We start from the raw sequence: 24,140 nt of genomic DNA on the forward strand, positions 1-24,140 counted from the left end.
GTGGCTCGCGCGTTGTGCTGGTTACGCGACACCCAATGGAGGGTATATGCGCAGCTCACGGATGTTGACCCTGCTGACTACCGTGGCCGCGGCCGGCGCCTTGTTCGCCCCCGCGTCCGGCGCCGCGACCGCATTCGGCGCCGACATTTCCTATCAGGCAATTCCTGGCCATAACGGCACGCCGATGCGCGGATTCGTGGTGACCCCGACCGGGCGTGGCGACGGCCCGTTCCCCCTGCTCGTCATGCCTGCCAGCTGGGGAGCGCCCAACCTCGAATACGTCGGCGCGGCCCGCAAACTCGCGGCCGAGAGCGGTGACGTCGTCATCAGTTACACCAGCCGTGGGTTCTACGACTCCGGCGGCGAGATCGATGTGGCAGGCCCGGACACCGTCAACGACGTCAGCCGGGTGATCGACTGGGCGTTGGCCAACACCCCTGCCGATCCGAGCAAGATCGGCGTGGCCGGCATTTCCTACGGAGCGGGCATCGGACTGCTCGCGGCAGCGAATGACAGTCGGATCAAAGCGGTCGCGTCCATGAGCACCTGGGCCGACCTGGAGGCCTCGCTCTATCCCAACCACACGGTCAGTCAACTGTCGGCAGGCGCGCTGCTCGCCGTCGCGCAGGTGGCGGGCAGGCCGGGGCCGGATCTTCGCCGGATCACCGCGGAGTTCCTGCAAGGAAAGATCGACTACGCCAGGCAGCTGGCGCCGTCGCGATCGGCGAGCACCAAGGTGGACAAGATCAATGCCAACGGTGCCGCGATCCTGATCGCGAACTCGTGGCAGGACGCGATCTTCCCGCCGAACCAGGCGGTGGATTTCTACGATCGGCTGCGGGTGCCCAAACGGCTGATGTTGCAAGGCGGCGACCACGCGACCTCGGAACTGCTCGGCGCGGTGGGGCTGTCCAACGACGTGTGGAACGCGGTCACGAAGTGGTTCGATCACTACCTCAACGGAGCCGACAACGGCATCAACCGGACGCCGCCAGTCCAGTTGATGTCGGCCAACGCCGGAACATGGCGCGGTTACCCCTCTTTGGCTGCCGCGGCGACGGCGACGGACAAGATCTCGTTGGGCAGTAAGACTTTCGTGACCGGCATCGACAGCATCGCCAACAGTGGCATCCCGTTGTTGAGCGGTGCGTTGCAGGGATACCTCAAGATTCCGACGGGTGTCTTCGTTCCCGGTGCGGTGCCCGCGGGCGTGTGGAACGGGCCGGCCTACCCGAATGGCGCAACTGTTGTGGGCAAGCCACGACTCTCCGCGACTGTGACCTCGACCAACGAGGACACGACATTGATGGCGTACCTCTATGACGTGAACCCGGTGGGCTTCGGATCACTGATCACACACACCCCCTACACGATCAGGGGAACGAAGACGGCGACCATCGATTTCCCGCTAGAGTCGATCTCGTGGGACGTGCGCGCCGGGCATCACCTGGCGCTGGTGGTGGACAGTGCGGATCTGCGGTACGCGGGCGAAAGCAAACCAGGCACAGTCAAGATCGTTGGCACGCTGAGCATTCCTAGGAGGTGAAACCAGCGGCCTGAGCGGACAATGGGGCGCGGCGAGAGGAGCGACCCATGTCCGTCGCGACAAGCGGACTGCACCACGTCACCGCGATCGCCGGTGACCCGCAGCGCAATGTCGACTTCTACCTGAGAACCCTCGGCCTTCGCCTGGTCAAGACCACGGTCAATTTCGACGACCCAGGCACTTATCACCTGTACTACGGCGACAGCGCCGGCCGGCCGGGCTCGCTGCTGACGTTCTTCCCGTGGCGCGAGGCCCCGGTCGGCAGGCAAGGCAACGGGCAGGCCACCACAACGGCCTTCTCGGTGCCCGCGGCTTCCATTGGCTGGTGGAAGTCGCACTTGACCTGCCTTGGCGTCGAGGTCGGTCAGGTCGTCAGCAGGGACGAAGAGGAAGCGCTGACGTTCCGGGACCCAGACGGGTTGGCGATCGCGCTGGTCGCGCATGTTCAGGGCGACCCGCGCGAGCCGTGGGATCACGGGTTCGTGCCGCCTGAGCACGCCATCCGTGGCCTGCACTCGGTGACCTTGTCGGTGGACCAAGCGGAGGCGACGGCCGGCATGCTGGTCGACGACCTCGGTCTGCACCAGGTGGGTGAGGACAGCAACAGGTTCCGGTTCGCCGCGGGTGCGGGCGGTGCCGGTGAACTGGTGGACGTCCTTGTCACGCCGGAAGCTCCGCCGGGTGTGGTCGCGGTCGGCACCGTGCACCACGTCGCGTGGCGCGCGCCGGACGAGCACACTCAGGTGGAATGGCGTGAGGAACTGGTCGACCGAGGCGTGAATGTGACATCCATTTTGGACCGTCAGTACTTCAGGTCGATCTATTTCAGGGAACCAGGCGGAACCTTGCTCGAGGTGGCAACCGACCAGCCGGGTTTCGCGATCGACGAGCCGTTGCTCGAGCTCGGACGGGCCTTGAAGCTACCGCCATGGCTTGAGCCACAACGAGAAGAGATTGAGGCGATGCTGCCGAGACTCAACCTTCCAACAGAAAACGAGCGGACAGGCTAGCCAGCTGCTGCGGGTGTTGCCGCTGCATGGCGTGTGATCCCTCGAATCGGACGACCTGGTGACCGGACAGGTCGGCGATGATGCCCTCGCGCATGGCGTTGTAGTAGTCGGCAAATGGCTCCTGTGCTGCTGTGAGTTGATTGGCGACGACCGCGAGGTGCCTGGCGGTCAGGCCGTCGTAGAGGTCGTGGACCGAGTCGTTGTCGATCAAGGCGCGCAACGCGGCGTGCTCTGGCGGCATCTGCTTGGCCATCTCATCGAAGACTTCCTTGAGCTTGGCCTTCCAACTGCCGACTTCGGCGTCGGTCAGGCCGGGGTAGGTCGATGGATGGCCGTGCCAGTCCAGGTTGACCACGCCCGGGCACTCGGGATGGCGGTGGGCCCATTTGATGCCCAACGCTCCGCCGAGCGAGTGCCCGACGATGGCCGGGTTGTCCAGGTCGAGACTTTCGAGGTGGTCGAGCATCGCCTCCCAAGTCGTCAGGCCGGTCAAATCTGGTGCCACGCAACGAAAATCGGGCATCAGCGGGATGAACTCATCCCATGCCGCTGGACTGTCGCCCGCGCCGTGCAGCAACAACAGGTCTCTCATTTGCGTTGTCCCCTCAGCTGGATCCGTTCACGGATGGACGTCACGGTGACGCCCCCGTCGGGATGGCGGGCGAGCTTGTTGCGGGTCACCAGGTCGTGCACGCCTTGCCTGGTGACGCCCAACATCGCGCCCGCGAGCGAGTACGACACCGCCTCGCGGCCGGGGAAACCCATCTGGAGCAGAACAACCTGCCCGAGTGGGGTTCGCCACCAGTCCGCGGGTGGATCGAACGCGTCGTCGCCCGGGTACAGGGCGCCGATGATGCTCGCGACCGCGTAGTTGCCTTGCGGGCCGAGCAAGCGGGCCGCCCATGACTCGGCGGCCTGCTCGCATCGTTCCCGCAGATCCGAGACCGGGTCAGTGCCGATGCTCGATCCCGCGAGCGGATCTTCGGCCAAAAGGATCTCCAAGGGATCCAGCAGTCTGCTCGCCATGATCGACATCAGCTGCTGAGCCAGTGGTCCGGTCTCGGTCATCACCCGCCTCCTTGACGCCCAGTGTCAAGTACTTGACGTTGACTGTCAAGGGGCGACGCGGACCACCAGTTTGCCCTGCGCGCGGCCGCTTTCCTGGCGCTGGTGCGCCGCGGCGATCTCGCTGAACAGGAACACCTGCTCGACCTCGACCTGCACTTTGCCCGCGTCGATCAGGGCGGCGATCTCGGTCAGCGCGTGACCGTCCGGCTCGACGAGGAACGGGATCGCGGACACGCCGCGCTTCTCGGCGGCAGCGGCGAGATCGGCCGAGACTCCGCCCGGGACCGCGACGACGATGCCGCCCGGCTTGGTGACCTGGATGGACCGGAGTGCGTTCTCGCCGCCGATCAGGTCGACCACGATGTCCTGGTCACCGGCCACGTCCTCGAAGCGTGTGGACCGGTAGTCGATGACCTGGTCGGCGCCGATGTCGCGCAGCCAGTCATGCTTCGCGGCGCTGGCGGTGCCCGTCACGTGTGCGCCCGCGACCTTGGCGAACTGCACGGCGAAATGGCCGACACCTCCCGCGGCGGCGTGGATCAGCACCCGCTGTCCGGTCTTGATGTGTACCGCGTCGTGGAGGATCTGCCACGCGGTGAGCCCGGCCAACGGCACCGCCGCCGCGGCATCGAAGTCCACAGTGGACGGATTCAGGGCGAAGTGCCGGGATGGAGCGGTCACGTACTCCGAGAACCCGCCAGCCTGGCGAGGGAACCACGGCATCCCGTACACCTCGTCACCCGGCTTGAGGGTGTGCACGCCGAAGCCGACCTCCTCGACCACGCCGGACACGTCCCAGTCCAGGACAAACGGCGGCTGGCCGAGCACACCCGCCATCCCGCCACCCGCGCGGGTCTTCGCGTCCACCGGGTTGATGCCGGCCGAGACCACGCGGACCAGCACTTCCGTCGGTGCTGGCTCGGGGCGTGGGATGTCGATCTCGTGCAGCACCTCGGGGCCGCCGAACTCGTTCTGACTGATTGCTCGCATGGCTCGAAGCTATCCCTGAGGCCCTAGTTTCCCGCAAGGGCAGGTACTATCTATCGGGAAGTATGCAGCTAGGAGGCTCAAGTGACGCTCTCTTGTCCAACGGGACAGCACGACAAGCACGACGTTTACGCCGCGCAGTGCCCGTGCCGAGGTGTGCTGGACCTATTGGCGAACAAGTGGGCCGCGCTGGCCATCGGCGCGATGGAGGAGGGGCCGCAGCGGTTCGGCGAACTGCAGCGCAGGCTTGAGGGTGTGAGCCCCAAGGTGCTCACCAGCACCCTGCGCAAGCTGGAAGAAGCCGGGTTCGTCGACCGGACGATCTACCCGGCGGTGCCGTTGCACGTCGAATACGCCCTCACTGACCTCGGACGGAGCGTCGCGGAGCCGTTGGCCGCGCTGCGTTCATGGGTGGAGGACAACCTGCACCGGATCGCGTCCCTATAGTGGGGACGCGTGGCCTTGGTGACGATCGAGCAGGGGCGGCTCAGCGGGCTGCAGGGCGAGGGATGTGTTGTCTGGCGCGGTATTCCGTATGCCGAGCCGCCGGTCGGCGAGTTGCGCTGGCGCGCGCCCAGACGCGCGCCGCGGTGGGATGGGACATGGCGTGCCACCGATTTCGGGCCGCAGGCTTTGCAACCGCAGGAGATCGGCGTCGCCGCGGCACCGTCCAGTGAGGATTGCCTGTACCTGAACGTGTGCGCACCGCAAGGCACGCCACCGCCGGGCGGATGGCCCGTGCTGTTCTGGTTGCACGGCGGGGGTTATCGGACCGGCAGCGGGATCCAGGCCGGTGAGGGCGAGGCGTTCGCTCGTGCCGGGATCGTGGTGGTGACGGTCAATTACCGCCTTGGCGCTCTGGGAATGACCTATTTGGCCGGTATCTTCGGTCCCGACGAACCGGATGCCGGCGTGTGCACCCTGCTCGACCAGATCGCGGCGCTGCGCTGGGTGCGTGCCAACATCGGGGCCTTCGGCGGAAACCCACAACGGATCACGGTTTACGGTGTTTCCGCGGGGGCCAAGAGCGTGGGCAACCTGATGGCCAGCCCGATGAGCCGGAACCTGTTCTCCCAGGCCATCATCAGCAGCGGCGGTGATCACGTCGCGACTCCCGAGCAGGGCACGCGGATCGCCCGGCGGCTGATCGACGAACTCGGTACCAAGGATCTGCGGTCCGTGCCCGCCGAGGACATCCTCGCCGCGCAGGAACGAATCCTCACGGGGATGGCGGCGGTGTGGCTATGGCGTCCGACAGTTCATCCGAACGTATTGCCCGCGACGCCGACATCGCTCATCGCGGCCGGTAGCGCCGCCGGGATCCGGCTGATGATCGGCCACAACGGCAACGAGGCGGCCACGTTCTCGGCGTTTCTCGGCGAGGAGGCGATCGCGCCGGTCGACGACGTGCTCATCGAGATCTTCGGCAATACCAAGATCTTGGACACCTATCGGGACACGCGCGGCGCTGACGCGGCGAAGATCGCCGTGATGAGCGACGAGCGCTACGGCATTCCCACTCAGCGGCTGGCCGACGCGCAGGCACCGCACAGCCGCGTCTACCGGTACCGCATCGACATCGCGCAACCGGGCGTCCCGCACTTCCTTGACGGGGCGCACGGGATGGAACTCGGGATGGTGTGGAACCCGCCCGCTCAGGCCTCGTTGCCGAGAGAGATCACGGCCGCGCAGATCCACGAGGCGTGGGTGAACTTCATCGAGGACGGCATCCCGTTGCCCAGTTGGCCGCCCTACGGCGAGACTCGGCCGGTACTGGTCTTCGACGAGGACCCGCACGTCGAGTTCGACCCGAACCGGCGGGAACGCCTGGCGTGGGGCGATGTTTCGTGGCAACCGGGTGCGTGGTTCCCGTTCTGACGACCTCTTGACTGGAAAAGTGGTCTGTGTCACTGTCAGCGCGTGCGTTTACCAATTGGTCAACTGGTAGCTGTGGCCCTCCTGGCCGGCTGCGGCACATCCGCGCCCGCGGACAGCGGCCCGACCACGGTGGACGTCTGGCTGATGCGCGACAGCACCACGGACGACTTCACGGCCCGGTTCAAGGACGACTTCGAGAAGAACAACCCCGGTGTGCGGCTGAACATCCAGATCCAGGAGTGGGACGGCATCGGTCCCAAGGTGATCGCCGCGCTGGCCAGCAACGACGCCCCCGACGTGATCGAAGTGGGCAACACCCAGGTTGCCCAGTACGCCGCCAGTGGCGGCGTGGTCGACCTCTCGTCCAAAGTGGACGACCTTGGCGGCGCGGACTGGATCCCAGGGCTGCGTGATCCGGGCGCGATCGACGGCAAGCAGTTCGGGATCCCGTATTACGCGGCGAATCGCGTGGTGATCTACCGCAAGGACCTGTTCGAGCAGGCCGGTGTAAGCCCGCCGACCACTCGTGCCGAGTGGCTGGCAACGACCGAGAAGCTCAACCAAGGCGCGGTGCAGGGGATCTACCTGCCCGGGCAGATGTGGTACGCCCTGGCGGGCTTCATCTGGGACGAGGGTGGAGACCTCGCGGTGCGCGACGGTTCGGCCTGGAAGGGAGCGTTGGCCACGCCGCAGGCACTGGCCGGCGCGGACTTCTACCGGCGATTACAAGCGCTGGGCAAAGGGCCGAAGGACTCCGACGAGGCCAAGCCGCAGCAGTCCGACGTGTTCGCCAACGGGCAGGTGGCGCAGCTGATCGCGGTTCCAGGAGCGGCCAAACTGATCACCAAGGCCAACCCGGCCCTGGCGGACAAGCTCGGGTTCTTCCCGATCCCGGGCAAGTCGGCCGACATGCCGGGCGCGGTGTTCACCGGCGGGTCGGACCTGATCATCCCGCTGGCCTCCGCACACCAGGATCAGGCTTACCAAGTGGTCAAGTCGCTCACCGGACCGCAGTGGCAGACCGAGTTGGCCAAGACGATGAACTACGTGCCCAACCGGACCTCGCTGGCCAAGGCTTCGTCCGATCCCGGAGCGCAGGCGATGGCGCTGGGTGCGAGGAACGGCCACGGCACACCGAATTCGCCCAACTGGGCGGCAGTGGAGGCCCGCAACCCGATCAAGGACTACCTGACTGACATACTCACTGGAGCCGATCCGCTGACCGCGGCACGGGAGGCGGACGCGGTCATCACCGCGGCGCTGAACACCGGAAAATGACCGTCCTGCGGTCCCGGCCCGCACTCGAGGTTCCGCCAGTACCCCGAGCGCGGGCCACCCGGATCACCATCTGGCCGTACCTGCTGGTCGCGCCGACGATCGTGGCCGCCGCGTACCTGCTGATCTATCCGCTGCTGCGCAACGTCGTCATCTCGATGCAGCGCTTCGGTATCGGTGAGCTGATCAGGGGCGACGCGGATCTCGTGTGGTTCGCCAACTACGTCGAGATCCTCACCGACCCGCAGTTCTGGGCGGTGGTGCGGCGCACGGTCGCGTTCACGGTGGTCAACGTCGGGCCGATCATGGTGTTGTCCACTGCGGTGGCGTTGCTGCTGACCGGCCTGGGCAGGTGGATGCGGCTGCTGGTGATGGGCGGCCTCGTGCTCACCTGGGCGATGCCGATCATCGCCGCGACCACGGTGTTCCAGTGGCTGTTCGCCTCGCAGCTCGGCCTGGTCAACTGGGTGCTGGTGAGCTTGGGCTTCGAGCAGTTCGACGGGTACACGTGGTTCGCCAGTGGCAGTGCCACGTTCGGGATCCTGGTCGCGCTGATCGTCTGGCAGTCCGTTCCGTTCGCAGCGTTGGTGCTGTATTCGGCGATGACCACCGTCCCAGCCGAGCTCTATGAGTCGGCCAGGATCGACGGCGCGAGCGGGACGCGGATGTTCCGGTCGATCACGTTTCCCATCCTGCGGCCGATGTTCGGGCTCGTGCTGTGCCTCGAGGTGATCTGGGTCGTCAAGGCGTTCGTGCAGATCTGGGCGATCAGCCAGGGCGGGCCAGGTCAGGCGACCACAACGTTGCCGGTCTACGCGTTCCAGGTCGCGCAGGCGTTACACAAGTTCGACCTGGGCGCGGCCATCTCGATGGTGACCGTGTTGATGCTGACGGTCGTTCTGCTGGTGTACATCCGGACGGAGAAAGCCAGATGACCAAACGGCTTCTCGCATTGATCGTCTTCGCGGTGTCGGTGTTCCCGGTCTACTGGATGGTGCTCACGGCGTTCAAACCGACAAAAGAGATCCAGTCGGCCACACCGACTTTCTGGCCGTCGTTCACATTCGAACACTTCGTGACGGCCGTATCGGCCGCTGGGTTCTGGTCTTTCTGGCGCAACAGCTTGATGGTGGCCGTCGGTGGTGTCCTGTTGTCGCTTGTGGTGGCCTCGCTGGCGGCGTTCGCCGTGGCCAGGATGCGGTGGAGGGGCCGCAAGGCCTTCATCTTGATGGTCTTCGTCGCCCAGATGACGCCGTGGGAGGCGCTGCTGATCCCGATGTACGTGATCGCGCGCGACACCGACATGCTCGACAAACTGTCCATGCTGACGCTGATCTACTTCATGATCACGTTGCCGTTCACCATCGTCACCCTGCGCGGCTTCATCGAGGCGATTCCCGTCGAGCTCGAGGAAGCCGCACTGGTCGATGGCGCGAGCAGGGCGACGGCGTTCCGCAAGGTGCTTTTCCCTTTGCTGGCACCAGGTCTGTTGTCGACGTCGTTGTTCGGGTTCATCACGGCGTGGAACGAGTTCGCCTTCGCCAACCTGTTGATCATCAAAGACCTCGACGACCGGACACTGCCGGTCTGGTTGTCGAGCTTCAGCAGCACGTTCGGAACCGATTGGGGTGCGACCATGGCCGCGGCCACCTTGTTCATGCTGCCGGTACTGGTGATTTTCCTCGTCCTGCAAGGCCGGGTCACCGCTGGCATCACCGCTGGCGCGGTCAAGGGATGACGCCGATGCTGATCCCTCGTCCACATCGGATGATCACCAAGCCAGGGCACTTCACGCTGGACTCGAAGACCGCCATCCGGGCGGGACAAGGCGCCGAGCTGGCCGTTGAGCTGCTGCGGGACCAGATCACCGAGACAGTCGGGCTTGCGCCAAGGATCACGCGTGACGGCACTGTCGCGCTGACCTTGGATTCCCGGCTGATCGGGATGGGCGAGGAAGGCTACTCGCTGACTGTCAGCCCGCAGGCGATTGTGCTCAGAGCTGCTCGCAACGCCGGTTTGCTGCACGGCATCCAGTCGTTGCGGCAGTTGATGATGACGGCCACCGGCCACCGGATCCCGTGTGTGGATATCAGCGACCAGCCGCGATTTGCCTGGCGTGGGGCCATGATCGACGTGGCGCGGCACTTCATGCCGGTGAGCTTTCTGCACCGGTTCGTCGATCTGCTGGCATTGCACAAACTCAACGTGCTGCACCTGCACTTGACCGACGACCAGGGCTGGCGCATGCCGGTCCGTCGATACCCCGCTTTGACTGAGACAGGTGCGTGGCGTCCGGAGAGCATGATCGGCCCGGCCGGTAGCACGAGGTTTGACGGCACACCGCACGGCGGGGCGTACACCCGTCGTGAATTGCTTGACCTGGTTGGATATGCGGGCGAGCGGGGCGTGACGATCGTCCCGGAAATCGAGATGCCTGGGCATGCGATGGCGGCCCTGGCGGCGTATCCTGAGCTGGGGAACTTCCCGGACCGCGAAGTGGGCGTGTGGACCGGGTGGGGTGTGTCGGACGCGATCTTCGGCGTGCAGGAAGCGACGCTCGACTTCTGTCGTGAAGTGCTGTCCGAGGTGATGGAGATCTTCCCGTCACCATGGATCCACATCGGCGGTGACGAATGCCCGACGGTCGAATGGGAGCGTAGTCCGGTTGCGCGGCAACGGATTACGTCCGAAGGACTGGCAGGGTCGAGCGAGTTGCGGGGCTGGTTTCTCGGTCAGATCAGCCGGTTTCTCGTGCGGCACGGCAGGCAGCCGGTGTGCTGGGACGACGGTGACCACAGTGGAAGCCTGCCTGCGGAAGCCATGGTGATGGCCTGGCGCGATGCCGAACACGGGCTGGCGGCGGCGCGGCGCGGGCACCAGGTCGTGATGACGCCGTGGCAGTCGACGTACCTGGACTATCCACAAAGCGCACATGGCGAGCCGCCAGGGCAACCCACCGGGATCGTCACGCTCGAAGACGTTTATCGACAGGAGGTTCAACCGTCTACTTGGGATACTGAGTTGTCGAGCGCGGTCGTCGGTACGCAGGGGCAGCTGTGGACCGAGTTCGCGGCGACCGCCGAAGCCGTGGAGTACTTGGCATTTCCCAGGTTGTGCGCGCTGGCTGAGAATGCGTGGTCCGGTCAGTGGCCGGACTTCGCCGAACGGTTGGCACAACACGAAAGCAGGTTGAAGCAACTCGGCGTGAACTATCGGCCTAGCCTGAGGTATGATCGAACGTGAGGTGGGTGGTGATGCGGTACCGGTCCCCGCGATAGATCGACCGGGTGTACTCGATCACGCGATCGGTTGTGTCCCTTGTGGTGCGCTCGAAGAGCAAAGCCGGCGCGTGCAGTGGCACGCCGAGCAGCTGCGACTCCGCCGGATCGGTGACGGTGGGTTCGGTCGTCTGCACGGCTGTGCGCGCCACAACTTCATATCGGATGCGCAGGAGCTCGTACAGCGAGCCGGACTCGAAGTCGGCGGGGGCGATTTCCGGTACGAGTTCGGCCGGTAGCAGGATCCGCTCGATCGCCATCGGGCTGTCGTCGACGATCCGGATTCTGCTGACGTACAACAGTTCTGTGCTCGGTGAGACCTGGAGGCGCTGGCCGAGCCGGGCGCCGGCGACATGCGTGGTGAACTCGACGACGCGACTGAACCACGTGCCGTCCGCGGGTGGGGCGTTGAAGTCGCCGGTCGGCATCGGCGACAGTTCCTGGGAGATCTTGCGTGCGCCGGTGAACGTGCCACGGCCGTGCTCGCGGACCAGCAGGCCGTCCTTGGCCAGGTCGCTCATCGCGGCACGCAATGTCGGCCGGGACACGCCCAGTTCTTCGCTGAGGTTCCGCTCGGACGGCAGCACCTCGCCCGGCTGCCGCGAGTTGATCAGCTGTCGCAGCCGTTCGCGCACCTCTGCCCGCTTCACCGGCACTCCTCTCGCCGTCCGCCCACCGGGAAAGGCTACCAACCTGTACCAATAACTGACCAGGCAACCCGCGTGCGAGCTGCGAAGAGACAGATAGTGTTTACCTCTTGACAACGCTGGTCAACAGGGGGAGTTTACCAGTTACGGCCGGCCGGCTTTCTTACGAGGCTCCCCCTGCGACTCGAGGAAGAACCCATGTCCGGATCAAGAATCACCGCGGTGGTCGTGGCTCTTCTCGCCACGTTCGCCCCCGCGACCGCGATGGCGTCGCCTGCGGCGAACGCTGCTTGCGGCGAGCTTTTCGACGACTTCCATTACGCGTCCCATACCGATCCGACCTTGGCAGCGCACGGCTGGTCCGCGCGTTCCAACGCCGGTGGTCCGGGCGTGCCCGGTGCGAGATGGGCGCCGGAGAACATCACGTTCCCGTCCGTCGACGGCGACAAGGCTGCGCAACTGGCGTCGTCGACCGACGGCACGGCAAGCGGGACGAAACACACGGAGTTACTGCAGAACCAAATGCGGTTCTTCGAAGGCACGTACGCCGCTCGGATCAAGTTCGCCGACGCGCCGGTGAGTGGTGCCGACGGTGACCGCGTCAACCAGACGTTCTTCACCATCAGCCCGCTGCGGTACGACAACGACCCGCTGTACAGCGAACTGGACTTCGCCGAGTACCTGCCGAACGGCGGCTGGGGCGAACCGACCTGGCCGGTCAACTTCCACACTTCGTGGCACACCTACCAGCTTGAACCGTGGGTGTCGAAGAACAAGTACGACAAGCAGGTCAGGAGCATGGCCGGGTGGCACACCGTGGTGGCCACCGTTTCGGGCGGGCATGTGAAGTACTATGTGGACGGTCAGCTGAACGGTGACCACAGCACGATCTTCGTGGACGGCAAGGAACTCAGCGTCTACCCACGGCAGATGATGTCGCTGAACTTCAACCACTGGTTCATCGACCTCACCCAGCACAGCGGCGGGCTGAGCACGTACCACGAGCAGATCGACTGGGTGTACTACGCCAAGAACCGCGTCCTCACGCCCGCGGAAGCGGTCGCACAGGCCGGCACGTTCCGCGGCTCAGGCGTGCGGTTCAAGGATGATCTGGTCGGCAACTGCGGCACGCCGCCGCCGACCGACCCGCCACCACCCACCAACCCGCCTGACTGCACCAACGCCCAGGCCTGGCAGTGGGCCACGGTGTACCTGGAGAACCAGCGGGTCAAGCACAACGGAAAGCTGTGGCGTGCCCGCTGGTGGACTCAGGGCTCCGAGCCAGGTGTGACCGCGCAGTGGGAGAACCTGGGTACGTGTTCGACCTAGATCTGGCCACCGACGTGGCAGCACGCCGGTTGGACAGCGCCTTGTGGTTGCGGTTTCCCGGCGTTGGCTGCCACGTCGGCCAGGATCTTGGCGCGCTGCTCGGCGGTGATCACCTTGCCGCGGGTGATCACCGCGTGAATCTTCTGGGTGTTGGCGATGTCGGTCAGCGGGTTCGCGTCGAGGACAACCAGATCCGCGACCTTGCCCGGTGTGACCGTACCCATGGTCTTGTCCAGCTTGAGGAACCGCGCGGCATCCCTGGTCATCGTCTGCAGCGCTCGCATCGGTGACAGACCTGCCTCAACCAACAGGCCCAACTCGTCGTGTGCAGCGAAACCTGGGATCACGTAGGGGTTCCCGGCGTCTGTGCCGCCGATAATGCCGACACCCGCCCGTTCCATCGCGTTGACCATGTCGAGCCGGAATCGCAGATACTTGCGATGCGCGGCAATCGCTTCCGGCGTCGTCGGAGCTATCAGGCCGATGGTTTGCGCCCAGTACTCCCTGACTTCCTTGGGGATGTAGACAAGCCGGGGATCGTTGACGAACGTGTCCGGTGGTGACGAGTGCACCCGCAGCACAGACAGCGTCGGTGACTGCCATGTGCCGCCGCGTGCCATCCGGTCGTACAGGTCCGCAGCTTTGGATCGACTGTGGGACAAGGAAGCCTGCATGTCCGCTTCGGCAACCACGGCCCAGAAGAGGAATGGATTCGCTGGGTCGATCGGCGTGTTGACAATCCGCCGCAGGAGCGCGTCCTCGTCGCGGGACGTCGCCAGCGGCATCTGGTACAGGTGCTCGTAGCTCCGCATGCCCGCGGCGACGACTTGCCGGACTGGAATCCGTACCGGTTGATGCCCGGCGATCCGCAGACCGACCTTGCGCGCTTCATCGTTCAGTGCGAGGAACGCCTCGGGCAGCAGGAAAGAGTAGATCTTGACGAAGTCCGCGTTCTCCGCTTTCGCGGTGCGTACCGCGGCGCGGGCTTCCTCCGCCGTGACGACCTGGGTGGCCGTTGGCCAGAGCGAGTACTGGCCGTCGATGAGCGCGCTGGCGATGGTGAAGCGCGGTCCGAGAATTTCCCCGCGGTTGATCCGGTCCCGCAACTGGTGCTGTTCCGGAGAACCCCACATCTCCCGGACACTCGTCACACCGTTGACGATGTGCAGCGGAATAGTCGTTTGTACGTTCAGGCCCCAGTGCGTGTGCATGTCCCAGAGACCGGGAATGACGTACTTGCCCCGCAGATCGATGACGCGGGCATCCTGTGTTTGCGGCAACCGGCCATGTGGACCGGTCCAGACAATGCGATCGCCGACCAGAACGATCGTGGTGTCCTTGCTCGCAGGCGCCCCGGTTCCGTCGATCAGCGTCGCGTTGGTGAGCACGGTGATGTCGGTTGACGCTGTGGCGGCGCCGGCCGTGGCCGGCAATACAGCCAGGCCAACGCCGTTGATGCCAAGCCATTGAAGAAAAGTACGACGATCCATGGATCCCCCTGATGTCTACGTCGATGTGTCCGACTCTAGACCTCTGGCGATCCGCAGCAATGCTTCTTTCAGGCGAGTGGGCATTTCTCCTTGGCGGACAACGCTTTCACTGAGCCACATCAGCTCGGCGATGTTGTAGGCCGTGGCAGGGGCGACTGCCGTGAGGTACTCGGCTGTGCTCGGCGCCCACAACCCTGTGAGCACAGCGACTTCATGGTCCTCGCGTCCGAGTACGCGGATCAACGCACCTTCGTCGACCACGCGCCACACCCCAGGAGCGGCCCGGCGGCCCAGTTCCCGTAATCGATCGGATGCCGTCCGGATCTCCTCGGCCGCCAGCCGACTCTCGCGCTCGAACACGTGTTCGATCATTGGCGGTCAATGGGGGTGTCGGCAAATCGCGTTAACCCCTCTGGGGGAGAAGTGGCTGCTCAGCGGCTTAGGCGTGCTCGCACCGTGGTGCCGCCGCCTGCGATGCCGGTCGCGGCCAACGCGACGATGGCGAACAGGCCGGCGGTTTCAGCGGATGCGTCGTCGAGCACCAGCGTGCCGGATCGGCCGACGATGAAGCCCGCGTACAGCAGCCAGCACTGCACGCAGGTGGCGAGCGCGCCGACGACGGTGGTGATCGCCGAGACTCCGGCGATGGCCAAGGCGAGGGCGAACATGCCGATCTCATGGTTGGTGTTGGCGCCGGCCAGCGATGCGACCAGGGTCGCGATGATGCCTGCCGCGAAGCCCGCCGCGGATCCCAGTGCACCGGAGATCCTCGGCCATCTGTTCATGTCCTTGGCACCTCTCACTTGTCGATTCACTCACAGTAATCGACTGGTGGCGCCCCGCGCTGGCGAGGTTTTGACGCCTTCGGTGCGTTCCTTTATGTCCTCTTGATGCCGTGCGACGAAAGAGGCTGGTAGCGAAAATACCCAATCGTGTGAGCGATACGCTGGTGCTGCCTGATGCGGAAGAAGGAGATCTCATGGGTGTGGCCGTCGGTGACCTGGTGGACGACTTCGAACTGCCGGACTCGACGGGAACGCCACGGCGGCTGACCGAGTTCCTCGAAAAAGGCCCAGTGGTGCTGTTCTTCTACCCAGCCGCGATGACCCGCGGCTGCACGATGGAGTCATGCCACTTCCGCGACTTGGCCGCGGAGTTCGCGCAGTACAACGCGCAACGTGTCGGCGTGAGCGGTGACTCGGTGGAGAAGCAGCACGAGTTCTCCGACAAGCATGGCTTCGACTATCCGCTGCTGTCTGATTCGGACGGTGCGGTCGCCGCCAAGCTGGGCGTCCGCCGCAAGATCGGCTTCGGCGCGATGAAGACCCGCCGGATGACGTTCGTGATCGGCACGGACCGCAAGGTGCTCGCTGTCATCCACTCCGAACTGGACATGAACGGTCACGCCGACCGCGCACTGGAAACCCTTGCCGCCGCGCAGAAGTAGCGAAGCGGCTTGGTTCGCCCCACGGATGGCTTGATAGGGCTGGAGTCACCGGGGGATTAGCGCCGCGGCTGGGGTTTCCTTGCCACGCTGGAATTCTGTGGCGAAGGTTTCCGGGGGCAGGGTTGTGCGGATGGCTGAGGTTATGCGGTCGATGTCGTCGCGTTGGCCGGGTGGGAGGGGATGGCCGACGGATTCGCGGGCGTGCATCGCTGCGCCGAGGAGGCGGGCTGCCGATGTGTGGTTGCCTGCCAGCGCTTCTGCTCCGGCCAGGCCTTCGAGGGCCAGGGCTACCGCGCGCGGGTCGTTGACTTCTTGGGCTATGGCGTAGCCTTCCAGGTGGAGGTTGAGTGCCGTCTTCGTTTCGCCTCGGAGTTCTGCGATGAAGCCGAGTTCGGCCAGGATCAGTGAGCTTCCTGCTTCGTAGCGTTGGTCGCGGTGCCAGGCCAGGACGTTGCGCAGGTGCTTTTCCGCCAGGTCCAGATCTCCTGCTCGGCGGGCGCCTAGGGCGAGGCCGGTTTCGGCGTACATCTCCGCGGGTTTGAAGCCGTTTTCCTGTCCTATCCGGTGTGCGCGGGAGTGGAGGTCCCATGCTTCCGCGTAGTTGCCGCGGATCAGGGCGATTCGGCCGAGCCATGACAGTTGGTACGACACTTCGGGCGTGATGTTGAGTTCCTCGGCCATCCGCAGGCCTTCGCGGTGGACGGCCGCCGCGCGGTCGTAGTCGCCCGCGATTTCGGCGAGGGTGCCGACGGTGAAGCTGACTTGGAGTTGGCCCCAGCGTTCGCCGAGGGCGTCCATCAGTTTCGCGCTGCGGGCGGTGGCGCGTTCGGCTGCGGCGAAATCGCCGCGGGCTTTGTGATGCGTCACGCGGTCGATCAGGGCCACTGCGATGCCCCACTTGTCGTTCAGGGCTTCGAACTCGGACAGCGCTTGTGTGCTCATCAGTTCGCTGGTGGGTACGCCGCCCATGGTTGTGGTGACGTAGCCGAGGAACCATAGGGCCATGGCGCGGTCGGTAGGGTTCTTGATGTCGTACACCATCTCGAAGTCGTCGACGACTTCGCCTGCCAGGATGGCAAGTCCGGCATCCCATGCCAGCACGGTCGACCGCAGGTCCTGGACTTCGCCGGGAATCTCGAGGGCCTGCCTGATCGCCCTGCGAGCCTCGTTCATCCGGCCGCGGATGAACCAGTACCACGTCATAGCCTTGACGAGGCGCAAGGCGAGCTCGGCGTTTCCCTGCAGCAGCACGGTTTCCAGCGCACGGCGGAGATTTGCTGTCTCCAAGTCGACACGTTCGAGCCATTCGCGTTGTTCGCTGGTGCGCAGCTTGGTGTCGGCTTCTTCGGCGAGCGCGATGTAGTACTCGGCGTGCCGCAGGCGCACCTCGTCGAGTTCGCCCGCGGCCTGGAGTTGTTCGACGCTGTACGCCACAACGGATTCGAGCAGCCGGTAGCGCGGACCGGGCCCGCTGACCACGAGCGAGCGGTCCACCAGGTCGGCCACGTGCGTCATCACGTCGGCGGGATCCACGTCGCCACCGGCGCAGATCGCTTCAGCGGCGGCCAGGCTCGCGCCTTCCACGTGCACGGCCAGTCGGCGCAGCACGGTCTGCTCCGCCGCGGACAGCAGCTGCCAGCTCCAGTCAATCATCGCGCGCAGGGTTCGTTGCCGTGGTGGGCCGCTGCGGTTTCCGCTTGCCAGTAACCGGAATCGGTCGTCGAGGCGGGCGAGCAACTCGCTTGTGCTCAGTGCGCGGACTCGGGTCGCGGCGAGCTCCAGCGCGAGCGGGATGCCGTCGAGCCGGCGGCAGATGGCGGCGATGTCGGACGCGTTGCTCGCATCGAGCGTGAACCCGGGCGAGGCGGCCGATGCACGCGCGACGAACAACTGCACGGAACTGAACGCGCGCACGTCGTGCGCCTCGACACTGGCCGCGCTCGGCACGTCCAGCGGCGGGACGTTCCACACGACCTCACCGGCGACGCCCAGCGGCTCCTGACTGGTGGCCAGGATGCGCAGCCGTGGGGCGGCCTGCAGCAGCGTGGTCGCGAGTCTGGCGATCGACTCGACCAGGCCTTCGCAGTTGTCCAGCACCAGCAGGATCTCCTTGGTGTACAAGGATCCCGCCAGCCGGTCGAGTACGGCGACCTGCTCGTCGCGGATCCCGAGAGTGGCCGCGGTGACCTCGGCGACAAGGTCGTCACGCGGGCACGTCTCCGGTGTGCCGTGCTGCTCAAGACCGGCGAACTCGACCAGCCAGGCCTCCTGCACCTGTCGTGCGGTCTGCAGCGCCAGTCGTGTTTTGCCCACACCACCCGGGCCGGTCAGTGTGACCAGCCGAGTCTCACCGATCAGCGACAGCACCGACTGCACAGCGGTGTCCCGCCCGACCAGTTCGGTCAGGGGTTCGGGCAGGTTCGTCCGCAGCACCGACGGGCTGCCCAGCGCGGGATCCTGACGCAGGATCTGCGCGTGCAGCTCAGCCAGTGCCGGACTGGGAGTCAGCCCTAACTCGTCGTCCAGCACGGTGACCAGCTGCCGGTAGCTGTCCAGTGCTTCAGTTTGCCTGCCCGCGCGATAAAGCGCACGCAGTTGGAGCGCACGTAACCGCTCACGTAATGGATGTGCCGCGACCTGCTCCGTCAGCTCGACGGCCAACGGTCCATGCTCGCCTAGTTCCAGCCGCGCCTCGGCCCACTCCTCGAACGCGTCCAGACGTTCCTCGTCCAGCCGTTGGATCACCGGCACCGCGAACGGCTCGTCCGCGAAGTCCGCCAGCGCAGGCCCCCGCCACAGTGCCAGCGCATCGGACAACAGCGAAGCGCGAGTCCGAGGGTCGGAGACACTCCGCGCCTGGGCGGTCAGCGAACGAAACCGCGTCACGTCCAGGTCGACCTGCATCACGTAGCTGCCCGAGCGATGGGACACCAGCAGCCGCCCACCCGGCTCGGCGTCTTCCAAGGCCCGGCGCAGCTGCGAGACCTTGGTCTGCAGCGTGTTGACCGGATTTCCGGGTTGCCGCTCGCCCCACAGGTCGTCGGCCAGCCGGTCGGCCGGAATCGGCCGGCCTTCCTGGACGAGCAGGTCCGCCAACAGCGTGCGGACCTTGGCCTCGGGCACGCGCACCTCGCGCCCGTCGGCTGTCCACACGGCCAACGGCCCCAGCACCCCGAATCTCACTCTTCGAAGGTAGCGAAAGCCACCGACAGTATCGAATTGCCTCGCTCCGCTCGGCGGGCCTGGCCGCCAGAGCCAACCATTTCCACCCCGCCCCACGCAGCCGACGCCGCTCAGCGGTCGGCTGTCGCTGGGGGCGGGGCGGCGTCGGGCGTGTTGCGTGGCGTAAATGGTCGGCGCGGCCAAGCCGTTTGCATGCGTCGACCCCCAGTGATCCGTGCGTGGGGCCGCGCAGAGTGGGGTCATGCCAGATCTCAGCAAACCCGCGGTCACTGTCCTTGGGGCCGGTGACATGGGATCCGCCCTGGTCAGAGCGTTGCTCGCGGCCGGATATCCCACCACGGTGTGGAACCGCACGCCGGAACGGGCGAAGCCGCTGGTCGCGGAGGGTGCGACGCAGGCCACTACGGTGGCCGAGGCGGTGGAAGCCAGCAGGCTGGTGATCGTCTGCCTGCTCGACTACAAGTCCGTGACCGAGGTGCTCGACACGGCGCGCGACGCGTTGGCCGGACAGGTGCTCGTGAACCTGACCAACGGCACGCAAGGACAAGCGCGTGAACTCGCGGGCCGCTACGACGTCGACTACCTCGACGGCGGGATCATGGCCGTGCCGCCGATGATCGCGTCGCCCGCGGCGTTCGTGTTCTACAGCGGATCACGCAGCGCGTACGACACGAACAAGCCGGTGCTCGAGGTATTCGGGGAGAGCATCTACGTCGGCACCGACCCGGGTTTCGCGGCGCTGCACGACATCGGATTGCTCAGCGGCATGTACGGGATGTTCGTCGGCGGTCTGCACGCCCTGGCGCTCGTGACCTCCGCAGGCATCCCGGCCACCAAGTTCGCGCCGCTGCTGAAGCGGTACGTCAGCTCGATGACCGGCTACGTCGACCGGATGGCCGAACAGATCGACAAGCAGGACTACGCGATCGACGTCACCTCGAACATCGCCATGCAGTCCGCTGGCTACGTCAACCTCACGCTGTCCGCAGAGGAACAGGGGATCAGCCCTGAGCTGCTCGCCCCGCTCGGACCGCTGATGGCGCAACGGGTCGCGGACGGGCATGGCCACGAGGACCTCGGTGGTGTGGTGGAACTGTTGAAGAAGGGGAACAAGAAGTGATCACAGTCATTGGCCTCGGGCCGATGGGACAGGCAATGGTCCGGGGATTTCGCAAGGCAGGCCACGAAGTCACGGTGTGGAACCGGACCGCGTCGCGTGCTGAAGGTTTGGACGCTTCAGTCGCGCCGACCGTTACAGATGCGCTCAACGCCAGCGAGCTGGTGATTCTGAGCCTGACCGACTACAAGGCGATGTACGATATCCTTGACGGCCAGCCGATCAAGGGCAAGGTGATCGTCAACCTCAGCTCGGACTCGCCCGGCAAGACGCGGGAGGCCGCGAAGTGGGCGAGCGAGCAGGGCGCGACGTTCATCGACGGCGGGATCATGGTCCCGGCCGAGCAGGTGGCCACGGACATCGCATACGTGTTCTACAGTGGACCGGAAGATGCGGTCCGCAAGTACGAGCCGGAACTGAGCGTCATCGGCAAGGTGAAGTATGTCGGCTCCGCTCCGGGGTTGGGACAGCTGTTCTACCAGGCGCAGCTGGACATCTTCCTGACCACACTGGCGGCGTACCTGCATGCCACCGCGTTGATCGAAGCGGCGGGCGTGCCAGTCACCGAGTACCACGAGTTCGCGCTGGAGAACTTCGCCACCGTCAACTTCGTCCTCGAGGACGCCCTGAAGAACATCCAGTCCGGCGAGCACCCCGGCGACCTCGCGAACGTGATCATGATGGGTGCGACGGCCGATCACATCGTCGCGGCGAGCAACGAGTCCGGAGTGGACCCCGCGCTGCCGTACGCGGTGAAGTCCTTGTACGACCGGGCAATCGCGAAGGGACACGGCCGTGACAGCTGGACCAGCCTGTACGAGGTGATCAAGCCATGAAGGTGACCGTATTGGGGCTCGGCCAGATGGGCGCGGCGATTGCGGTTGCTCTGGTCAAAGCCGGTTATCAGACGACAGTCTGGAACCGGAGTCCTGGCAAGACAGTCGAGGGCGCGGACCACGCGAAGACCGCAGCCGAAGCCATTGCGAAGAGCCCAGTCGTGATCGCTGCCGTGTCCGACCACCAGACTGCCCGGGACATCAGTGGCTCAGCCAAGGTCCTGATCAACCTGGCGACTGGAACACCGGAACAGGCCAAGGAAACAGCGGACTGGGCGGCCGAGCGAGGCATCGACTACCTGGACGGCGCGATGCTGGCGGTGCCGAGCAACATCGCGACGCCGGAGGCGCACTTCCTCTACAGCGGGTCGAAGGCCGTCTTCGAAGACAACCGGGAGATGCTGGACCTGCTCGCCACGAGTGTGTACCTCGGCGAGGATCCGGCCGTCGCAGCGTTGTGGGACTCGGCATTGCTGAGCGTGGGGTACGCGACCTTCTTCGGGTTCTTCCACGCTCTCGCCCTGCTGGAGACCGCGAACACCCGGCCGTCGGAGTTCGTCCCGGTGGCGCGGCAGTCGCTGCAAGGCCTTTTCGGTTTCCTCGGCGAACTCGCCGGCGAGATCGAGAAGGGCGACTACCGCGGCGGAGCGTCCCCTGTGGACATGAACCGGGCGGTGCTCGGCAGCCTGGTCGGCACCAGCCTGTCCCGTGGCGTCAACGCGGAGACGCTGACGCCGATCAGGGCGCTGCTTGACCGTCGCTCGGCGGACGGGCACGGAAGTGACAGCCTGTCGAGTGTGATCGAAGTGCTCAGGACCGGAGCAGGTCGTCGGGTACAGGAAGGCTGAGTGCGGTGAGGAACTCGACGACCTTGGCCTCGACGAAGACCTCGGTGTCGGCAAGGTCGTCCGAGTCCTCGTCGGAGTCCCAGTCCTCTGCTTCGTCCTCGGCGAGGAAGTCGACCAGATCGTCGGAGATGACGGCGGAGGCGCCGAGTTCCTCACGCCATGCGGCCAGGCCTTCCGCCTCGCGCGCCACGTCTGTTGGTGCCGAGGCGGTCTCGTCGTCGAAGTAGATCCGGGGTGTGACCCCGATGTACGCGACGCCGGTGCCGGGGTCGGCGGGGCTGTAGCTGATCGTGGCGATATCACTGTCGTGGATGTCGACCGTCAGCCATGGCCCGGGTAAGTCGGGCCGCACGTCATTGTCATGCGGTGTCCATTTGTCACCGTCGTACAGATAGGTACCGAAGAAACCCACCGCAGCACCTTAGGGCGCCGACTCGACCAGGCTCAACTCCCGGGACAGGGGAAGCGTCACAGTAACGATCAAGCCGCCTCCTTCCCGCGGCTCGGCATGCACGTGACCGCCGTGCGCACGGGTGACAGCCTGCACGATGGACAACCCGAGCCCTGCGCCCGGTGAGGCCAATCGGTCGGCGCCCAAACGGCGGAAAGGTTCGAACAGCCCAGGAATTTCGTACCGGGGAACGACCGGGCCGGTGTTGCTCACGGTCACCACGGCTAGACCGTCGCGGGTCGTGCTGGCCACGTGGACCCACCCGTCGGGCACGTTGTACCGCAGGCCGTTCTCCACCAGGTTCTGCACGATCCGTTCGAGGAGAACCGAATTACCCGTCGTCGGTGCTTCCTGCGCCGAGACCCGGACGGCCGGGTGCTGGCTCGCCACGTGCTCGACGATGTCCGCCATGTCCACAAAGGATCGATCGCCGACTTCGCCTTCCGACCGGGCGAGCAGGAGCAGGCCGTCGATCAGCCGCTCGTGCCGGGAATTGATCTCCAGCAACGTTTCCCCGAGGTGCCGGACCGCGGGCTCTCGGTGCACGGCCACTTCGAGCAGTGCACGGTTCAAGGTCAACGGCGTGCGCAATTCGTGGGAGGCGTTGGCGATGAACCTGCGTTGCCCGTCGAACGACTTGTCCAGGTGCTCCAGCATCACGTCGAACGTGTCGGCGAGTTCCTTGACCTCATCTTGCGGCCCGTCAAGGGCGATCCGGTCGTGCAAGCCTCGGTCGGCCGCCGGCGCGTTCGCGATCCGCCGCGCGGTCTCGGTGATGTGGTGCAATGGTTGCAGCATTCGCGCCGCGATCAGCCAGCCGAGGGCGACGGCGACCGCGCTGACCAGGATGAGTGCTACCCCGCCCTGCACCAGCAGTACGCGCATGGTGTCGCTCTGAACCTCATTGATCACGCTTTCCATCCGGCCACCGATCCCGGGCGGTGGTGGTTCGCCGTGACTCGTGGTGGTTTTGGTCCCTTGCGGAAGCCGTTGGGAAACAAGAGCGTATGTGACGGCGAGCAATACGATGCCCGCGGCGAGGAAGAGTCCGCCGTAGACCAAGGTGAGCCGGGCGCGGATGGTCAGTCGTTTCACGGTATGCGATACCCCACTCCTGGTTCGGTTACGACCACCGGCGGATCGCCGAGTTTGCGGCGCAGTTTCAGGATGGTCATCCGGACCGCGTTGGTGAACGGATCCGCGTGTTCATCCCACGCCTTCTCAAGTAAGTGCTCGGCCGAGACTGCTGCGCCGTCGGCTCGCAACAACTCCGTGAGGACCGCGAATTCCTTGCGTGACAACGGAACGTAACGGCCCTTGCGGTAGACCTGACGCAGGTGCGGGTCGAGCAGGATGTCCCCGCGCTGCAGGATCGGCGGGGCCGCTGGACGGGACCTGCGGCCCAGCGCGCCAACCCGCGCCGACAACTCACGGAATGCGAACGGTTTCGGCAAGTAGTCGTCCGCTCCCATGGCAAGACCGGCAACGCGGTCATCGATCTCTGCCGCCGCGGTCAGCATCAGCACGCGGGCCTCGGACGTGCCTGCGAGCGACCGGCACACATCGTCACCGTGCACAACCGGGAGATCACGGTCGAGCACGACGACGTCGTAGTCGTGTACGCCCAAGCGCTCCAAAGCGGCACCGCCGTCGTGCACAACGTCGACCGCATGCGCCTCACCACGCAGCCACTTGGCCACGGCGTCCGCGAGTAGCGGCTCGTCTTCGACCACCAGGATCCGCATGCCTC

24 protein-coding genes are annotated in these 24,140 nt (G+C 65.6%); 13 read left to right on the plus strand and 11 right to left on the minus strand.

The window, feature by feature from the left end; translation table 11 throughout:
• The first annotated feature begins 46 nt into the window (after positions 1-46).
• Together B9C43_RS24130 and B9C43_RS24135 are read left to right on the plus strand one after the other, a co-directional pair.
• Complete coding sequence (locus B9C43_RS24130; protein WP_084429320.1) at positions 47-1,546, plus strand: CocE/NonD family hydrolase; 1,500 nt, start codon at positions 47-49, stop codon at positions 1,544-1,546.
• 47 nt (positions 1,547-1,593) lie between these two features.
• Complete coding sequence (locus B9C43_RS24135) at positions 1,594-2,556, plus strand: ring-cleaving dioxygenase (RefSeq protein WP_084429322.1); 963 nt, start codon at positions 1,594-1,596, stop codon at positions 2,554-2,556.
• Here B9C43_RS24135 and B9C43_RS24140 read toward each other — a convergent pair.
• From B9C43_RS24140 to B9C43_RS24150, 3 genes are read right to left on the minus strand one after another with little or no spacing between them, the layout of a single operon-like run.
• A complete protein-coding gene (locus B9C43_RS24140; protein ID WP_084429324.1) occupies positions 2,522-3,148 on the minus strand; it encodes an alpha/beta fold hydrolase in 627 nt (208 codons plus the stop codon). The genes B9C43_RS24135 and B9C43_RS24140 overlap by 35 nt on opposite strands.
• Positions 3,145-3,624, minus strand: coding sequence for a hypothetical protein (locus B9C43_RS24145; protein ID WP_033383277.1), 480 nt, complete (start codon positions 3,622-3,624; stop codon positions 3,145-3,147). The genes B9C43_RS24140 and B9C43_RS24145 overlap by 4 nt, the downstream gene beginning before the upstream one ends.
• Positions 3,625-3,669: 45 nt before the next feature.
• On the minus strand, positions 3,670-4,614 hold the full coding sequence (locus B9C43_RS24150) for an NADP-dependent oxidoreductase (RefSeq protein WP_084429326.1): 945 nt from the start codon (positions 4,612-4,614) through the stop codon (positions 3,670-3,672).
• 81 nt (positions 4,615-4,695) lie between these two features.
• Here B9C43_RS24150 and B9C43_RS24155 point away from each other — a divergent pair, with 81 nt between their 5' ends.
• The 6 genes from B9C43_RS24155 to B9C43_RS24180 are packed head-to-tail and all read left to right on the plus strand — an operon-like array spanning position 4,696 to position 11,007.
• Positions 4,696-5,058 carry a winged helix-turn-helix transcriptional regulator gene (locus B9C43_RS24155; protein ID WP_084429328.1) on the plus strand — a complete coding sequence of 121 codons (363 nt, stop codon included), beginning with the start codon at positions 4,696-4,698 and terminating at the stop codon, positions 5,056-5,058.
• Between the two features lie 9 nt (positions 5,059-5,067).
• On the plus strand, positions 5,068-6,489 hold the full coding sequence (locus B9C43_RS24160) for a carboxylesterase/lipase family protein (RefSeq protein ID WP_084429330.1): 1,422 nt from the start codon (positions 5,068-5,070) through the stop codon (positions 6,487-6,489).
• A gap of 42 nt (positions 6,490-6,531) precedes the next feature.
• Positions 6,532-7,767, plus strand: coding sequence for an extracellular solute-binding protein (locus B9C43_RS24165; protein ID WP_200825675.1), 1,236 nt, complete (start codon positions 6,532-6,534; stop codon positions 7,765-7,767).
• On the plus strand, positions 7,764-8,699 hold the full coding sequence (locus tag B9C43_RS24170) for a carbohydrate ABC transporter permease (RefSeq protein WP_084429332.1): 936 nt from the start codon (positions 7,764-7,766) through the stop codon (positions 8,697-8,699). The genes B9C43_RS24165 and B9C43_RS24170 overlap by 4 nt, the downstream gene beginning before the upstream one ends.
• Complete coding sequence (locus B9C43_RS24175) at positions 8,696-9,502, plus strand: carbohydrate ABC transporter permease (RefSeq protein ID WP_084429334.1); 807 nt, start codon at positions 8,696-8,698, stop codon at positions 9,500-9,502. Before B9C43_RS24170 ends, B9C43_RS24175 begins: the two co-directional genes overlap by 4 nt.
• 5 nt (positions 9,503-9,507) lie before the next feature.
• Entirely contained in the window at positions 9,508-11,007 is a 1,500-nt protein-coding gene (locus B9C43_RS24180; RefSeq protein ID WP_200825676.1) for a beta-N-acetylhexosaminidase, read from the plus strand.
• On the opposite strand, the gene B9C43_RS24185 is transcribed toward B9C43_RS24180, so the two are convergent.
• Positions 10,982-11,692, minus strand: a complete 711-nt coding sequence (locus B9C43_RS24185) for a GntR family transcriptional regulator (protein ID WP_084429338.1) — start codon at positions 11,690-11,692, stop codon at positions 10,982-10,984. The two genes, B9C43_RS24180 and B9C43_RS24185, sit on opposite strands and share 26 nt — an antisense overlap.
• Positions 11,693-11,887: 195 nt before the next feature.
• On the opposite strand from B9C43_RS24185, the gene B9C43_RS24190 reads away from it, so the two are divergent.
• On the plus strand, positions 11,888-13,018 hold the full coding sequence (locus tag B9C43_RS24190) for a carbohydrate-binding protein (RefSeq protein WP_084429340.1): 1,131 nt from the start codon (positions 11,888-11,890) through the stop codon (positions 13,016-13,018).
• On the opposite strand, the gene B9C43_RS24195 is transcribed toward B9C43_RS24190, so the two are convergent.
• From B9C43_RS24195 to B9C43_RS24205, 3 genes are all read right to left on the minus strand, one after another.
• Positions 13,015-14,508, minus strand: coding sequence for an amidohydrolase family protein (locus tag B9C43_RS24195; RefSeq protein WP_084429342.1), 1,494 nt, complete (start codon positions 14,506-14,508; stop codon positions 13,015-13,017). The genes B9C43_RS24190 and B9C43_RS24195 overlap by 4 nt on opposite strands.
• Before the next feature lie 15 nt (positions 14,509-14,523).
• Complete coding sequence (locus B9C43_RS24200) at positions 14,524-14,868, minus strand: hypothetical protein (protein ID WP_143446554.1); 345 nt, start codon at positions 14,866-14,868, stop codon at positions 14,524-14,526.
• Between the two features lie 71 nt (positions 14,869-14,939).
• Positions 14,940-15,293, minus strand: a complete 354-nt coding sequence (locus B9C43_RS24205) for a hypothetical protein (protein ID WP_084429346.1) — start codon at positions 15,291-15,293, stop codon at positions 14,940-14,942.
• A 200-nt stretch (positions 15,294-15,493) separates the two neighbouring features.
• On the opposite strand from B9C43_RS24205, the gene B9C43_RS24210 reads away from it, so the two are divergent.
• Positions 15,494-15,955 carry a peroxiredoxin gene (locus B9C43_RS24210; protein ID WP_200825702.1) on the plus strand — a complete coding sequence of 154 codons (462 nt, stop codon included), beginning with the start codon at positions 15,494-15,496 and terminating at the stop codon, positions 15,953-15,955.
• Between the two features lie 45 nt (positions 15,956-16,000).
• On the opposite strand, the gene B9C43_RS24215 is transcribed toward B9C43_RS24210, so the two are convergent.
• Positions 16,001-19,138, minus strand: coding sequence for an AfsR/SARP family transcriptional regulator (locus tag B9C43_RS24215; protein WP_084429347.1), 3,138 nt, complete (start codon positions 19,136-19,138; stop codon positions 16,001-16,003).
• 241 nt (positions 19,139-19,379) lie between these two features.
• Between B9C43_RS24215 and B9C43_RS24220 the strand changes: the two genes are divergently transcribed.
• Genes B9C43_RS24220 through B9C43_RS24230 form a run of 3 tightly spaced genes read left to right on the plus strand, consistent with a single transcriptional unit; the run spans position 19,380 to position 21,939 of the window.
• Positions 19,380-20,258, plus strand: a complete 879-nt coding sequence (locus B9C43_RS24220) for an NAD(P)-dependent oxidoreductase (protein WP_084429348.1) — start codon at positions 19,380-19,382, stop codon at positions 20,256-20,258.
• Positions 20,255-21,091: an NAD(P)-dependent oxidoreductase gene (locus B9C43_RS24225; protein ID WP_084429349.1), complete on the plus strand. Its 837-nt coding sequence runs from the start codon at positions 20,255-20,257 to the stop codon at positions 21,089-21,091. The genes B9C43_RS24220 and B9C43_RS24225 overlap by 4 nt, the downstream gene beginning before the upstream one ends.
• Entirely contained in the window at positions 21,088-21,939 is an 852-nt protein-coding gene (locus B9C43_RS24230; protein ID WP_084429350.1) for an NAD(P)-dependent oxidoreductase, read from the plus strand. The genes B9C43_RS24225 and B9C43_RS24230 overlap by 4 nt, the downstream gene beginning before the upstream one ends.
• Here the strand turns inward: B9C43_RS24230 and B9C43_RS24235 are convergent.
• From B9C43_RS24235 to B9C43_RS24245, 3 genes are read right to left on the minus strand one after another with little or no spacing between them, the layout of a single operon-like run.
• Positions 21,902-22,351 carry a hypothetical protein gene (locus tag B9C43_RS24235; protein ID WP_084429352.1) on the minus strand — a complete coding sequence of 150 codons (450 nt, stop codon included), beginning with the start codon at positions 22,349-22,351 and terminating at the stop codon, positions 21,902-21,904. The genes B9C43_RS24230 and B9C43_RS24235 overlap by 38 nt on opposite strands.
• A gap of 9 nt (positions 22,352-22,360) precedes the next feature.
• The gene (locus tag B9C43_RS24240) at positions 22,361-23,485 is read right to left on the minus strand and encodes a sensor histidine kinase (RefSeq protein WP_084429354.1); all 1,125 of its coding nucleotides are present in this window, start codon (positions 23,483-23,485) and stop codon (positions 22,361-22,363) included.
• Positions 23,482-24,135, minus strand: a complete 654-nt coding sequence (locus tag B9C43_RS24245) for a response regulator transcription factor (RefSeq protein WP_033383305.1) — start codon at positions 24,133-24,135, stop codon at positions 23,482-23,484. The genes B9C43_RS24240 and B9C43_RS24245 overlap by 4 nt, the downstream gene beginning before the upstream one ends.
• Between the last annotated feature and the right edge of the window lie 5 nt (positions 24,136-24,140).

This window comes from Kibdelosporangium aridum, from assembly GCF_900176515.1.
Taxonomy (GTDB): Bacteria; Actinomycetota; Actinomycetes; order Mycobacteriales; family Pseudonocardiaceae; genus Kibdelosporangium; species Kibdelosporangium aridum.